The sequence below is a fragment of the Syntrophorhabdaceae bacterium genome (assembly GCA_036504895.1).
Classification (GTDB): Bacteria; Desulfobacterota; Syntrophorhabdia; order Syntrophorhabdales; family Syntrophorhabdaceae; genus PNOM01.
In genome coordinates this window covers 1-14178 of sequence record DASXUJ010000127.1, presented here as the reverse complement: position 1 = coordinate 14178, position 14178 = coordinate 1, and the positions used below count along the sequence as shown (strand labels likewise).

General features: G+C 54.4%; 11 protein-coding genes. 8 read left to right on the top strand and 3 right to left on the bottom strand.

The window, feature by feature from the left end; genetic code table 11:
- Window positions 1-323 precede the first annotated feature (323 nt).
- The 5 genes from hrcA to VGJ94_17990 all read left to right on the top strand — a co-directional run bounded on the left by hrcA (window position 324) and on the right by VGJ94_17990 (window position 7043).
- Window positions 324-1355: a heat-inducible transcriptional repressor HrcA gene (gene hrcA, locus VGJ94_18010; protein HEY3278517.1), complete on the top strand. Its 1032-nt coding sequence runs from the start codon at window positions 324-326 to the stop codon at window positions 1353-1355.
- Between the two features lie 9 nt (window positions 1356-1364).
- Window positions 1365-1961 (top strand): nucleotide exchange factor GrpE, encoded by a 597-nt coding sequence (gene grpE / locus VGJ94_18005; GenBank protein ID HEY3278516.1) that lies wholly within the window; start codon window positions 1365-1367, stop codon window positions 1959-1961.
- Between the two features lie 18 nt (window positions 1962-1979).
- Window positions 1980-3062 carry a molecular chaperone DnaJ gene (gene dnaJ, locus VGJ94_18000; protein HEY3278515.1) on the top strand — a complete coding sequence of 361 codons (1083 nt, stop codon included), beginning with the start codon at window positions 1980-1982 and terminating at the stop codon, window positions 3060-3062.
- 860 nt (window positions 3063-3922) lie between these two features.
- Window positions 3923-5881, top strand: a complete 1959-nt coding sequence (locus VGJ94_17995; GenBank protein ID HEY3278514.1) for a hypothetical protein — start codon at window positions 3923-3925, stop codon at window positions 5879-5881.
- A gap of 250 nt (window positions 5882-6131) precedes the next feature.
- The gene (locus tag VGJ94_17990; GenBank protein HEY3278513.1) at window positions 6132-7043 is read left to right on the top strand and encodes a hypothetical protein; all 912 of its coding nucleotides are present in this window, start codon (window positions 6132-6134) and stop codon (window positions 7041-7043) included.
- On the opposite strand, the gene VGJ94_17985 is transcribed toward VGJ94_17990, so the two are convergent.
- From VGJ94_17985 to VGJ94_17975, 3 genes are all read right to left on the bottom strand, one after another.
- Window positions 7033-8700, bottom strand: coding sequence for a methyl-accepting chemotaxis protein (locus VGJ94_17985; protein ID HEY3278512.1), 1668 nt, complete (start codon window positions 8698-8700; stop codon window positions 7033-7035). The two genes, VGJ94_17990 and VGJ94_17985, sit on opposite strands and share 11 nt — an antisense overlap.
- Before the next feature lie 116 nt (window positions 8701-8816).
- On the bottom strand, window positions 8817-9704 hold the full coding sequence (locus tag VGJ94_17980) for a hypothetical protein (protein ID HEY3278511.1): 888 nt from the start codon (window positions 9702-9704) through the stop codon (window positions 8817-8819).
- 215 nt (window positions 9705-9919) lie between these two features.
- A complete protein-coding gene (locus tag VGJ94_17975; GenBank protein ID HEY3278510.1) occupies window positions 9920-10993 on the bottom strand; it encodes an HD domain-containing phosphohydrolase in 1074 nt (357 codons plus the stop codon).
- Between the two features lie 716 nt (window positions 10994-11709).
- Between VGJ94_17975 and VGJ94_17970 the strand changes: the two genes are divergently transcribed.
- From VGJ94_17970 to VGJ94_17960, 3 genes are all read left to right on the top strand, one after another.
- Complete coding sequence (locus tag VGJ94_17970) at window positions 11710-12915, top strand: pyridoxal phosphate-dependent aminotransferase (GenBank protein ID HEY3278509.1); 1206 nt, start codon at window positions 11710-11712, stop codon at window positions 12913-12915.
- Window positions 12916-13220: 305 nt separating this feature from the next.
- On the top strand, window positions 13221-13898 hold the full coding sequence (locus VGJ94_17965; GenBank protein ID HEY3278508.1) for a heavy metal response regulator transcription factor: 678 nt from the start codon (window positions 13221-13223) through the stop codon (window positions 13896-13898).
- Window positions 13895-14178 (top strand): hypothetical protein (locus tag VGJ94_17960; GenBank protein ID HEY3278507.1); only part of this gene is annotated, 284 nt, incomplete at its 3' end. The genes VGJ94_17965 and VGJ94_17960, both read left to right, overlap by 4 nt.

The following is a 14178-nucleotide window of genomic DNA, read 5'->3' as shown; positions in this document are numbered from 1 at the left end:
AGCGAAATAGAGTAAGCTCGTCCCCGAGGTCGGTCAAGCGTCGGTCACGCTAAGTTAAAACCCCCAGCTTTGCCGCGTGATGTAGCTCGCACAGCGAGCGAGAGGGGGAGGCTCAGCCGGCTTTTGCCGGGTGAGGGGGCGACGTGAGCCCCGATAGTGTTGCGCGACGCGAGCCCCCATAGTTGCTCCCCACAATTGCCAATCCACCTTGCAACCCACCTCTATTCCGTGTATAATATTGATCTGATCGGAGTATTTCGGAAGACGCTCATTTCTTGACAATGATTTTGGATGTCATTAATTTATAAAGTTGAGAAGGATATATGGAAGTCCTGACAGATAGAGAAAGAAAAGTTCTCGAGCTCATAATGGACAGCTATATCAACTCGGCGGAGGCCATCGGCTCCACTACGTTGGCGAAGAGCATGCGGAACCGGCTCAGCTCTGCGACCATACGGAATATTATGGCAGACCTGGAGGAGCAGGGGTTTCTCTATAAGCCACATGTGGTGGCGGGACGGATCCCTACGTACAAGGCTTTCCGGTATTACGTCAACACCATGCTTATTTTCAAGAACCCGGGAAAAAAGGAGCTCCAGGTCCTCGACAGCCTTCTCAAGCCACGGTATGCCCAGGTGGAAGGGGTCATGGGAGACACCTCGAAAGTGCTCGCGTCGATCTCGAAGTTTACCAGCATCGTGGTAGAGCCGCGGGTCAATACCATGCTTTTTAAAGAGATCGAATTCGTGAAGCTGTCGAAGCGGACGATCCTGATTGTGTTCGTCACTTCGGCCGGCATCGTCCACACCCGCATCGTGGACGCGGATGAAAACCTCAGCATGGACCTCCTCAACCGCATGAAGCGTTATATGAACGAGCGGTTCAGCGGCGTCCCCTTTTACACCCTCAAAGAGGGTATGCTCGAAGACGTGGAAAAGGACAAGGAGAATTACCGCCTGCTCCTCTCGAAGATCAAGGATACGCTCGAAAACATAATGGAAGAGGAAGACCAGCGGGAGGTCTATATCGAAGGCACATCGAAAATGATCGATATGCCCGAATTCTCCGACCTTGCGCGGCTGAAGGAGCTTTTCCATACCCTTGAAAAAAAAGAAAAACTTCTCCGCCTCCTGGACGGTTGTCTCAAAGAGGAGGGGATTCACGTGATCATGGGTACGGAAAGCGATGTGAAGGAGATGAGAGATTTGAGCATCATTACCTCCACCTATCGTATCGGCGAGAAAAGCTATGGGGTCCTCGGTGTAATTGGTCCCATAAGAATGGATTATTCGAGGATCATACCGATCGTGAACTATACTGCAAAAACGCTGACAGACATCCTGTCGACTATGTAAGAGGGGAATATGGAAGAGAGAGAGGGAGAAGAACGGCAGAAAGAGGAGAACTCGAAAAATCAGGAGAAACGCGAGAAGGGCGATGCTCACGAGGAGCATAAGAAGAAGAATAAGAAGAAGGATGAGCAGTTAGAAGAGCTTCTCAAAGAGGTCGAGGAGAAAGAGGCGACAATAAAGGATCTGCAGGCGAAGATTCTCTACCTCCACGCCGAGTTCGAAAATTTCAAAAAGCTCAAGTTGAAGGAAAAGCAGGAGACCCTGAAATACGGCAACGAGCAATTGATCTTCGAGATGATCCCCGTCCTCGACAATCTGGAGATGGCCATAGAGCATGCATCACACTCCAACGATGCCAAGGTTATCGCGGAAGGCGTGAAGCTCACGGCCAACCAGTTCTTTAAAGTCCTCGAAAAATCAGGTGTCGAAAAGATCGAGGCAATGGGCAAAAAATTCGACCCCAATCTTCACGAAGCACTGTACCAGGAGGAGCGGGAGGATGTGGATGGCGATATGGTGGTATCGGAAGTGCAGAAAGGATATGTGCTGAATGGCAGGGTCGTGCGGCCTTCACGCGTCTCCGTTTCAAAAAAACCGGAAATTCAATAGGACCCAGTCGTTTATTATATGAGAAGAGATTATCATTCAATACTTAACGTGTCGCGGGATGCGACTAACGAGGAGATCAAGAAGGCGTACCGGAAGCTCGCCCTCCAGTTTCATCCCGACAGGAATCCCGGAAACAAGGAAGCAGAAGAGAAGTTCAAAGAGATCAGTGAAGCCTATGCGATCCTGAGCGATCATGAAAAGAGGACCAAGTACGAACGGTACGGCGAAGAAGGATCGGTTTTCGATTTCGGATTTCAGGGAAATTTCGATAACATCTTCAACGACCTTTTCAGCGATTTCTTCGGCGGTCAAAGGCAGAGGGAGACCAAGGGCGATGACCTGAGGTATAACCTCGATATAGAATTCGAAGAAGCCGTCTTCGGCGTGGAGAAGGAACTCGAGCTGCCGAGGGAGGAGAGATGTCCCACCTGTCACGGGTCCAGGACGGAGCCGGGCCATCAGCCCGTCACATGCCGTCATTGCGGCGGCCGCGGCCAGGTGAGGGATACCCACGGCTTTTTCACCATCAACCGGACCTGCGAAATGTGCGGCGGCGAAGGACAGGTGATAAGACATCCCTGCAAAGCCTGTAACGGCCGGGGTGTCGTGCGGGGCTCAAAAAAACTGAACATCAAGATCCCTCCCGGCGTTGATACGGGCGCTCGCCTGAAGGTGCGGGGAGAAGGGATGAAGAGGCCCGGAGACACGATCCCCGGCGACCTCTATATAGTGATCAATGTAAAAGAGCATGCCGTCTTCGAGCGGCAGGGTGATAATATCATCGTCCAGGTGGACGTGACGTTTCCCCTTCTCGCCCTCGGGGGCAGGATAAAAATCCCGACCCTCGATGGAGATGCGGACATAGATGTCCCGGCAGGCACCCAACCGGGAAAAATATTCAGGCTCAAGAACCTTGGCGTCGCGAAAACGAACGCCTATGGCAGGGGCGATGAGCTCGTCTATCTGAATATCGTCATACCTTCAACCCTCACCGAGAAACAGCGGGAGTTGATGGAAGAGCTTGCAACGGAGTTCGGGGCTTATACGGGGGCTACACGGAAGGGGTTTAAGGAGAAGTTCAAAAACCTCTTCGACCGCTAACCAAGGCGCTGCCTTCTTCCGCAGCTCTTCGTTGGCTCCTCGTCACTCTCCTTGACGTACTCAGATTACGCCTGCGTCGGTTCCTCGTCGCCGCCTCGATCTGCGAAAGAATTCAGCGCCTTGAATCCATTTTTTCTTCCGCCCAGCTTCGTTGCTGCTTGAAGCACCTACTTTTGGCTGCGTCGTCACTTTCCTTGACGTGCAATTAATGGGGCTCACGTCGCCCCCTCCACGGGCAAAGCCTGCGGAGCCTTCCCCTCTCGCTCGCGGTGCGAGCTACTCACTTAACTTTAACGATCATGCGCGTTTAGGATTAACTTTGTCAAAAATGACGGAGACGCCGACTTTTAGCACGCCTGCGTCGGTTCCTCGTCGCCGCCTCGATCTGCGAAAGAATTCAGCGCCTTGAAGTCCATTTCTTCTTCTGCCCAGCTTCGTTGCTGCTTGAAGCACCTACTTTTGGCTGCGTCGTCACTCTCCTTGACGTGCAATTAATGGGGCTCACGTCGCCCCCCGCTTCAGGCACCCACTTCTGGTCCACGGGCACAGCCCGCGTAGCCTTCCCCTCTCGCTCGCGGTGCGAGCTATTCCAATTCCCTCCACTGGATCCTTTCCCGTTTCCTGCATAAACCAATTACTTGAAAATTGGCAATCCGACGACTTAAAAAGCTTTTTTGTGCGCTTATTATCAAGTCGTACCTGTAAAAACAGAATATGACAAAATTTCACAGTATACCATTTTGAGTTTTTTAGCCCATTTTGAATCGGTAGGGGTCTATCCTCGCATCCGTATCATTCTTCCTGACGGCACTGCATCCCTGGGTTATCAACAACGGAGGTACGACATGAGAAGGATGTTTTTGTCACTATGTTTAATCGGGGTGCTTATCGGTTTTGTGGGACTCGCTCAGGGGGAGTACACGTACCGCATATTTGACGTACCTAATCCCGACTTCGGCTTCCCCACCGAGACCGACACATGGCCCACGGCAATTGAGGGGACAAAGATCGTGGGAACTCACTTTATTGATACCTTTAGTTTCTTCTACGACGGAACCGATTTCAAGAGGGCCATCCAGGCGCCGGGCGCTATGGATACCTGGTTTATGGGTGTGAGCGGGAAGAAGATAGTGGGTTCATGTGATGGAATAAACTGTTTAGGGGGTCATGAGGGAGGTTTCATTTATGATGGCGTCAATTATATCCCCTTCAGCGTTCCGGGGTATACATCATATCCTGTAGGCATCGAGGGCGAGAAGATTGTGGGATCGTACTACGACGCCGGGGTCTACCGTGGCTTTTTCTATAACGGAGCCACCTTCACCGCCCTCAATTACCCTGGCGCCCGCACCACTTCGCCCGAGGGCATAAGCGGGAACAAGATCGCGGGCACTTATGAAGATTCAAGTGGGGTGGACCATGGTTTCATTTATGACGGCGCCGCCTTTACCACCCTCGATTGCCCCGGCGCCACATCCACCGCATTGTACAGCATAAGCGGGAATAAGATCCTGGGAAAATGCGGGCAAAGTTTTGTCTATGACGGCGCTACTTTTACCACCCTCGCCTTTCCGGGCTCATCATACATGAATCCCACGGGGATAAGTGGAAGCACCATTGTGGGGTGGGTCAGCCTTCCATTCGCAGTTCGGGACGTGCATACCGCATGGGGCGGTACCCACGGCTTCATCGCCACCCCCGACACCTTCCCTTCTACCGCCCTCCTCGACGGCTTCAACCGCGCCGACACCCAGGGCCCTCCTTCCGATGACTGGACCCCGCAGTACGGCGGCCTTAAGATCGTAAATAACCAGTGCATGGGCACCGGCACCGGTCCCTGGAACGCTGCTTACTGGACGGGCGCCACCTTCGGTCCCGAATCGGAAGTCTATGCGACTATCGCCGCCTTGCCCGCAAGGGGCGAGGAGATTACCCTGGGACTGAGGCTCTCGCCTGACCTTACGGGATACCTCGTAGGGTTCCGTATGGGCACAGGTATTCGCATACAGCGCATGGACGAGAACGGGTTTGTCCAGCTGGGAAGGACTATCCGTATTACCCCTAAAGCAGGAGACAGGATCGGCGCACGGATGGTAGGGAACAAGCTCACCCTCTGGTATGACAATGGGACAGGATGGACGGACCTCCTCACCGTCACGGACAACAGGTATAAAGGGACAGGATATGTAGGCGCCGACGTGCAAGGCACGACCGGGGCTATCGATGACTTCGGCGGAGGGACTTATGTCGTACCTTTCCCCTCGACAGGTGTACTTGATACCTTCAACCGCAGGGACACCCAGGGGCCCCCTTCCCGGAAATGGACGAATAAATATGAAGGGGGGCTCAAGGTCTCCAATAACCAGTGCATGGGCACCGATGGAGGTCCTGCCAATATCGGGTTTTATACCGGCTCCTTCTTTGGTCCCGACGCTGAAGTATTTGCTACCATGACTTCCCTTCCTGCAGACGGGGAGCAGATCGCCTTAGGGCTTCGCCTCTCTCCCACCGGACTTTCCGGGTACCAGGTCGGCTTTAAAATCGGGACGGGCGTTCAGGTCTTCAGGATCGACAACTTCACGTGGACTCAGCTGGGAAAGGATATTACGGTTTTCATGCCTAACGCCGGCGATAAGATCGGCGCGAGGATGGTGGGGGATAAGCTGACCGTCTGGTATAACCCCCAGGGACAGGGATGGGTGAACCTTGCAACGGTGACTGACAGCACCTATACAGGGGCAGGATATTTGGGAGTCGACGTGCAGGGCACGGTTGCCGCCATCGATGACTTCGGCGGGGGGACCTATCTGAAGAGATAGCCGAGAGTGGGGGAGGAGGGTTTGTCGGCAGAATAAGGACCCTCCTCCGGCAACACATACCGGGAGAAGGAACAGAGAATTAACCGGACCCATCCAACCGGATTGGAACCGCTTTCTTCCCATATAGTATCGGATGTCATTCAAACGATTATGTAACAATTAGTGGTTCAGCGATGGAAAGGACCATTCACCCGGGGTATTATGGATATTGCCAAAGAGGGCACACGAAGAGAAGGACGGTCTAAAGGGCTTGAAATACAAAGGGAATCTTATCATGAGGTCGGTACTTTTTGCAATGCTTCTCCTGGTGGGAGCGATGGTTGCCTTTCCGGGAGGTGCGTGTGCCGGGTATACTTATACCATACTCGAAAATCCGGACAGCGTCGATACGCTGCCACAGGCAGTGGACGGCGCCAGGATCGTGGGATCCCACGGTGGAGCTACCTTCGGTTTTCTCTACGACGGCTCGCGCTTCAGCTCGTTCTACTATCCGGACGTCTTCCCCTGCACTTTTGTGGGAGGGATAAGCGGGAAAAAAATTGTGGGGTCGTCCCAGGGCCGTTACAACGGTGGATTCATATATGACGGCGTTAATTTCACCACCTTCAACTATCCCGATACGAAATACCTGACCACTCTTAGCGGCATCGATGGGGAGAAGATTGTGGGCTCTATCTACGATGGAAACGCCGGGACGGCCCGTGCGTTTCTCTATGACGGCGCCAAATTCACCGCCTTCGATTTCCCCGGCGCGATTTTTACCGAGGCCCATGGCATAAGCGGGAATAAGATCGTGGGTACCTACTGGGACGGCCGCTACGGGAAACACGGCTTTCTCTATGACGGCGCCACTTTCATGACCATCGATTTCCCCGGAGCCCTGTCAAGTGAGGCAAACGGCATAAGCGGCAACAATATCGTGGGAACCTATCGTGATGCCCGGAAGATCGACCATGGTTTCCTCTACGACGGGGTCTCGTTTACCGCCCTTGACTTCCCCGGTGCCCGCGCTACCTATGCCAATGGCGTAAGTGGAAAGACCATCGTGGGATACTTCGTGAGCACCAGGATGGTCCAGGGCACGGAATATCCCGTGGTCAAGGGCTTTATCGCCACCCCCGCCGGATCCACCTCCAGGCACACCGGCCTTCTTATATCCTGAATTCGGCCACCGAGTTCTCCAATGTCTCGGAGAGGCTGTGAAGATCGAGGGCAGCCCGGGTAACCTCGTCCGCGGTGTGGGAAGATTCCTTTGTCACGCCTGCAACTTCTTCCATGTCTTTTGCAATCTGCTCTGTCGAGGAATTCATCTCCTCTATGGCAGCCGCAATCTGCTGCACCAGGGCCTGCAGGCTCGACGCGCTCGACACGATCTCCGTCAATGCGGCCCCTGCTTCATTCGAAAGCTCGACGCCTGCCTTTACACTTTCGGCGGCCTCATCCATGGATTCTACCGCCTTCCCCACGCCGGATTTTATGCCGCCTATCATATCGCCTATTTCCCGGGTCGACGTGCTCGTCCTCTCGGCGAGTTTCTTCACCTCGTCGGCTACCACCGCAAATCCCCGTCCCGCTTCTCCGGCCCGCGCCGCCTCGATGGCGGCATTCAGGGCGAGCAGGTTCGTCTGATCGGCGATGTCGTTGATGACCTGCACTATTTCGCTTATCTTTTCCGATTGGCTTCCGAGACCCTTTACAAATTCGGAGGATTTCGTGACCGTCTCCGCGATCTGCCTTACCTCAGCCACCGATCTATTTACGATAGAGCTGCCGTTTTCCGCAATGTCCACCATGGCGTTCGCTGATTCCGAGATGCTGCCCGCATTCTTTGCGATATCCAGAGAGGCCTGGGACATCTCCTCTGACGCGGCGGAAACCTGGATTGTCCGTTCGAGTTGGGCTACCCCGCCCCTGGCCAACTGTTCGGCTCCGGCGCTTAACCCGTGACTCGCTGAAGTGACGCTCCTTGCCGACGTCTTCACCTCTGTGATCATTCTTCTCGTGCCCTCAACCATCTTTTTCATCGATGCAAGGAGCCGGCCGGTTTCATTCGTGCCCCCTTCCCGTATCTCGACCCTCAGGTTGCCGCCTGCCAGTTCTTCGGACACGGCGGTCGCTTCGCCAAGGGGCTTCGTAATGCTCCGGATAATGAAGAGGGTGGCCGTGACACCGGCTGCCAGAGTGAGGCAGACGATGACGATGAGGAGGGTGATCATCTTTGCAATTGTCGTGGAGGCAACGGCCTCGTCAGATTTGGTCCGCTCGTTCGCCTTTTTTACCAGTTCGTCGATCGCGAGGCGGTGGGTTTCGTAAACCTTTGACAGATCGGCCTTCACTGCCTTGACCTTTCCGGCATCTCCGGACAGGACTGCAGGAAAAAACTCTCTTTCCGCCTTTTCATAGAACTCCTTCGCAGGCTCGAAACTTTTCTTCACCAGTATCTCTTTCATGGGCCCTTCGGCAAGGACCTTCTTCCAAAACTGGTTCCTCTCCTCGTACTCCCCTTTTAGAGTTTTCAGTTTCTCCATCAAACTCTTCTGCTTCGCCTGCTCCTGCTCTTCCGCCAACTGTGTTATGGTAAGGTATGACTCGATAATATACCCGGGGGGCGGAAGGATGTCGGCGATGAGGTCCTTTCCTTCGACAATATGGGTGTACACCGGGCCGTTTACCTTTATTTCCTGAATGGTGTAGAAGGCGGTGGCCCCGAAGAGGACCAGTCCCGCGATCATTATGCCTCCCAGAAGGAAGAGCTGGGTCTTGATGCGAAGGTTTTCGAACATTGCGCGCATGAGGTATTTCTCCTGTCTTTCTATCATGCCCGCCTCTCAAGCGTAGCGGGTCTGTGCTAGGTATATCGTCAGATCAGGTAAATCTCTTAAGGGGAGGGCAACAGATAGATTGTCCGAAATTTAAAACGGGAAAATCACAAGTACTATGCCTTGCCTTTGCGGTCCCAATAGTCGGGATAGAGCTTTCGGGCACATTCAGGGCAGATGCCATGGCTGAAATCGGCTTCGGAACGCTCGCTGATATAGGCTTCGATCTGGTGCCATTTCCCCTTGTCGTCGCATATCTTCTTGCAGCTTGCGCAGATGGGGAGGAGACCGCCTAAGGCCTTGACCTCCGACATCGCCTTTTCCAGTTCCCCCACCTTTATCTTGAGGTCCTTATCTGCGGTAAAGAGCTCCTTTTCCAGGCGCTCGTTATTGAGCATGATAAATGAAAGGGTAACCGCGATGAGCATTACCAGGATCACGATAAAAAAGGCGTCCTGTACAGGGGATTCCATGTAAAAGATGAAACCGGGAACGGTCGTTACCCATGCGGCGCGGCCGAGTATGGCGATGTTCGCCAGGCCCATTTCGATCGCGATGATGGGATAAAAGAGAAGCTTCTCCTTATTCATGTGGCGCAGGACCAGCACGATTGTGGTGATGTGGGGGATCGCGAAGGCCGCTGAGAAAGCGACAATACGCAAAGCAGTCGAATCCTGAATAAAATAAAAGTAGGCGCAGAATGCGCCCTCTGCCGCCGGCAGGGCATACCAGATAAGGGGCAGGCGGGAAAGGTTCAGAAACCTGCGCATCCCGTCGAGATAGAGGACGAAGCCCAGGACGAAACTCATATTGCTTCCCAGGATGGACCAGCTCAACGGAATCAGGCCGCGCAGGGCAAGGGCGAGGTGAGCGACGGCTATTATTATGGTACCCGCGGTCCACTGCCCGAAGCCCGGGTATCTCCTGTACCTCATCCTGTAGAAGATCATGGTGACCGCCAGAAAAGAGGTCATTATCGTGGCGGTGACGATCAACAGACGCATGAAGGGCACCTCGAACAGCGGGGGAGAAAGGTTAATGCCTTATTCACTGAAATCATATCCTTTGTTTTTTAGAGGGCAGACACAGGACTGTAGAGAACACACTCGCCGTTGCCGCTCTACGGCGTCTTCGGAGACCACCCCACATGGAAAGGGAAACTAATCTCTCCTCATTTTAATGATATGCCCTGGGAATTACAAGAGGAAAACCCAAGAAATCAGTCGGTGAGGCGGGCGTTTCCGAGAAAGAGTATAAACTTGCGGAGCAGTCCCTCGTCGAAGCACCGTCTCATACCCAGGTCCTGGTTTTTCCTGTCGGGCCCGGACTCTTCCTTCTTTGTGTCGGGAGGGGTGCCTACCATAATCTTCACGGCTTTTCCGGGAGAAATCGGCGCCTTATAGGGGCGGCGGGATGTCATGGCATCGAAGACGTCGATAATCCGCAGTACCCGCGCGAGAATGCTGATATTGCTTCCTTCGAGCCCCATGGGGTATCCTCCGCCATGGAAATCCTCATGGTGGTGGAGGACCGCCCTCTTCACGAAAGAAGGAACATCGGTATCGAGGAGCATGGATACCCCGTTCACCGGGTGACGCTTGATGTCCTCCCACTCGCCCGAGCTTAAGGGATCTACCTTATTGAGAATCTCCGGCGCGATGGACGCCTTGCCGATGTCGTGGAGGAGCGCCGCCACACCGCATTGCTTCAGGATTTCCATCTTCCGGTCCTCATCCGCGGATTTGTAACTGGGCTCGATAGTCTCGAGGATATGGACGTTCTCCCTCAAAAACGCCACTGTGAGCCACAACACCTTTGTTGCATGGGTGTAGGTCTGGTAGTCGTGTCCGATCATCTTGGCCAGGGCCTGGAGGGACCCTGATTCCGCCACGTAACAGAGGGCATTTCTCACCATGACCTGGGTCCTCTCAAAGGCGTCTTCACTCATGATTCCGAGGCCGAAGGCATTTTCAAAGGCTTCTTTGAGGACATTGGTCGAGACCCTGCTGAAGATCTCCCCCTTCTGATCGTCCGATAATGCATGGTTTTCGAGAATCTTCCCAAGGTGCCCCTCGAGGTATTGCTCGTACTTGAACTCTTCCGCAAGGGAGATGAAGACCTCCCGCGGTCCGCTTTCGGTGAGCTTGCCAAGCTGCTCGGGAGTAACCTCCTTGCCTTTAAGCGCCCAGAGGACGAAATTCCCTTGAGTCGAAAGGACATAAATCTCAAATTGGGGCATACTCCCTGGTATGATGGCGCCGGGAGGGATGGGCATAAATTTTTCTTTATTCATGAAAAGTTCTCCTTAATACCGGGCACAGACAGGTCTTATATCGCGGCTGTTCCGGGGCAGGCCCTCGACAGCCGGTACATACCTGAATTAATTTACTAATCAAGACGCACAAGCATACATTATCTTTTTCGGTCACGCAAAAGATTTCTTAACGAGGAAGCCGGAAATGCGGGGAGCGGGCGCGGTGAGACTCAGACGGCTTTGCCGCCTGACCAGTAGCCAACAGCAGGTGCCTCACGCCGCGCTTTAAGCGGGGCGACGTGAGCCCTTATAATTAAAACGGTGGATGCATGTAAAGCGTTCGTGCGTTGATGCGGAAAGGACTAAGAGTAAGGCCCTTCCCGCGTCCCTTTAGCTCGCCCAGCGAGCGAGACCAAAAGTAGGCGCCTTAAGCGAGGGGAGGCTCACCCGGCTTCGCCGGGCGAGGGGGCGACGTGAGCCCTTATAATTAAAACGGTGGATGCATGTAAAGCGTTCGTGCGTTGATGCGGAAAGGACTAAGAGTAAGGCCCTTCCCGCGTCCCTTTAGCTCGCCCAGCGAGCGAGAAGGGGAGGCTCACCCGGCTTCGCCGGGCGAGGGGGCGACGTGAGCCCCCATAACAGTTGGCGACGTGAGCCCCTTCACTTGACAAGGGGCGCTCTTTTCTTAATAATAGTGGAACCGGTTTAGCAGTACGGAATACCCTCCGGGGGTAAAGGAGCCTATGCGGAAAATCGTGAAATCTAATAAAATGGATAATATATGTTACGAGATCAGGGGACCCCTTCTCAAAGAGGCGAAACGGCTCGAGGATGAAGGGTATACGATTATAAAGCTCAACAGCGGAAATCCCCCTGCCTTCGGGATCAATGCGCCGGATGAGATAATCCACGATCTGACGGTCAATATACGGTCTGCCCAGGCGTACGGGGACTCGAAGGGCCTTTTTGCGGCACGGAAGGCAATCATGCAGCAGTGCCAGGTGCGAGGGATTGAAGACGTGGGGATCGAGGACATTTTCGTGGGCAACGGGGTCTCGGAGATGATCATGATGGCCATGCAGGCCCTCCTCGATAATGGCGATGAAATGCTCGTGCCTTCTCCGGACTATCCCCTCTGGACCGCGGCAGTGACCCTGTCCGGCGGCACTGCGGTCCATTACGTGTGCGACGAATCGTCCGACTGGTATCCCGATATCAAGGATATGGAATCGAAGATTACCCCGAAAACCCGGGGCATCGTCATCATCAACCCGAATAACCCCACCGGCGCGGTCTATCCGCCCGAACTGCTGCTCAAGATCGTCGAGATGGCGGAAAGACATGACCTCATCATCTTTTCCGATGAAATATACGACCAGATCCTCTATGACGGGGCCGAGCACGTGCCCCTCGCCTCCCTTTCCAACGACGTCTTTTTCGTGACCTTCAACGGCTTGTCGAAATCCCATCGTATTCCGGGAGTGAGGGCAGGGTGGATGATCGTGAGCGGGAAGAAGACCCATGCCCAGGATTACATCACGGAGGGCCTCGACGTGCTCTCGAACATGAGGATGTGCGGCAATATGGCGGCCCAGCTTATTATCCAGACCGCCCTCGGCGGCTACCAAAGCTTAAAGCAGCTCATCTCCCCGGGAGGCAGGCTTTTCGAGCAGAGGAAGGCCGCGTACGAGTCTTTCAACTCCATACCCGGCATCACGTGTGTAAAACCGATGGGCGCCCTCTATATTTTCCCTAAAGTGGATGTGGAGAAGTTCGGCATTTACGACGATCAAAAATTTCTCCTCGATTTTCTCATCGAGAAGAAAGTGCTCATGGTACAGGGGACGGGATTCAACTGGCATGCCCCCGACCATTTCCGCGTGGTCTTTCTGCCTACCGTGGAGGAGATAAAGGCAGTGGCCGAGCGGATGGCCGATTTCCTGGAAGACTACAGGCAATAGGCCCAAAAACCCGGTGGCGAAGAGGGCGCGCCCTCCGCCGCCGGAAGGATCCGGTCCCACGGCCGCGTTCCCGGCGAAAGTATGTGCAGCCCATGGCCGGGCACCGCATCAGGAATCTCTTTTTCTTCCGATCCGGGTGAAAGCCCCATCAACATTCTAATTTTGGTTGTGCCCCTATATGGGGTATGATAAGAGTGTACGAAAGGATTCCTTTGAGGAGAAGGGTACGCCCCGATCATTGGGCGAGGCGGGATAGAGGACTTCCTCGCTCCCGGGATGGAAGGAATAAGAACCGGAGGGACAGGGTGAAGATACTTGTTGTGGAGGATGAAAAAAAGGTCGCCAATTTCGTGAAGAAAGGCCTTCAGGAAGAGGGGTACGTGGTGGATGCAGTCCATGACGGTGAGGAAGGCCTTGCGCGGGCCCTCGACGACACCTACGACCTCATTATTCTCGATATCTACCTGCCTAAAAAAGACGGTCTCGCGGTGCTGACTGCCCTTAGGCAGGAGAAATCGGCCGTCCCCGTCCTTCTCCTTACGGTGAGGGCCACAATTGAGGACAAGGTACTGGGTCTTGATTCCGGGGCGGACGATTACCTCACCAAGCCCTTTATCTTCCAGGAGCTTCTCGCCCGGGTGAGGGCCCTTCTCAGACGCCGCGGCAGCGAGAACTCCCCGGCCCTGCAGGTTGCCGATCTGCTCCTCGATCCGATGAGTCGCACCGTGACGAGAGGAGGCCGCGCCATAGAGCTTACAACGAAAGAGTTCGCCCTCCTCGAATTGCTCATGCGTAACCCCGGCAGGGTCCTCACGAGGACCTCGATCATCGATCGGGTCTGGAACTATGACTTCGATACGGAAACCAACGTGGTGGACGTATACGTAAATTACCTGAGGCGAAAAGTGGACACGGGCAGGGACGTGAAGCTCATCCATACGGTTCGGGGTGTGGGCTATGTGCTGAAGGAGGGGCAGGAGTGAGGATACGGTCCATCAGGACGAGGATCACCCTCTGGTACACGGCCCTTTTCGCGGTGACCTTTCTCATCCTCGGCTTTGCCGCGTGCACCATTGTCTTCTATACCCTCTATGAGGAGACCGATTCGGCCTTAAAGAGCGTGGCTGTCGCCCTTGCCGATCGGACCAGGAGCGATTCCGGAGCGAACCTGCCTCCCGAGGCGGCGGAGATATTCCGCCATTTCTTCGGCCCTTCCATGACGGAGCCCTATTTTGCATGGCTGGACCCCGAGGGGAAGGTGCG

What these genes read in the sequence shown, in the direction of transcription:
- VGJ94_17980 (HEY3278511.1), bottom strand. Translation starts at nt 9,704, where the DNA reads ATGCGTCTGTTGATCGTCACCGCCACGATAATGACCTCTTTTCTGGCG.
- VGJ94_17985 (HEY3278512.1), bottom strand. Translation starts at nt 8,700, where the DNA reads ATGATAGAAAGACAGGAGAAATACCTCATGCGCGCAATGTTCGAAAAC.
- hrcA (HEY3278517.1), top strand. Translation starts at nt 324, where the DNA reads ATGGAAGTCCTGACAGATAGAGAAAGAAAAGTTCTCGAGCTCATAATG.
- dnaJ (HEY3278515.1), top strand. Translation starts at nt 1,980, where the DNA reads ATGAGAAGAGATTATCATTCAATACTTAACGTGTCGCGGGATGCGACT.
- VGJ94_17975 (HEY3278510.1), bottom strand. Translation starts at nt 10,993, where the DNA reads ATGAATAAAGAAAAATTTATGCCCATCCCTCCCGGCGCCATCATACCA.
- grpE (HEY3278516.1), top strand. Translation starts at nt 1,365, where the DNA reads ATGGAAGAGAGAGAGGGAGAAGAACGGCAGAAAGAGGAGAACTCGAAA.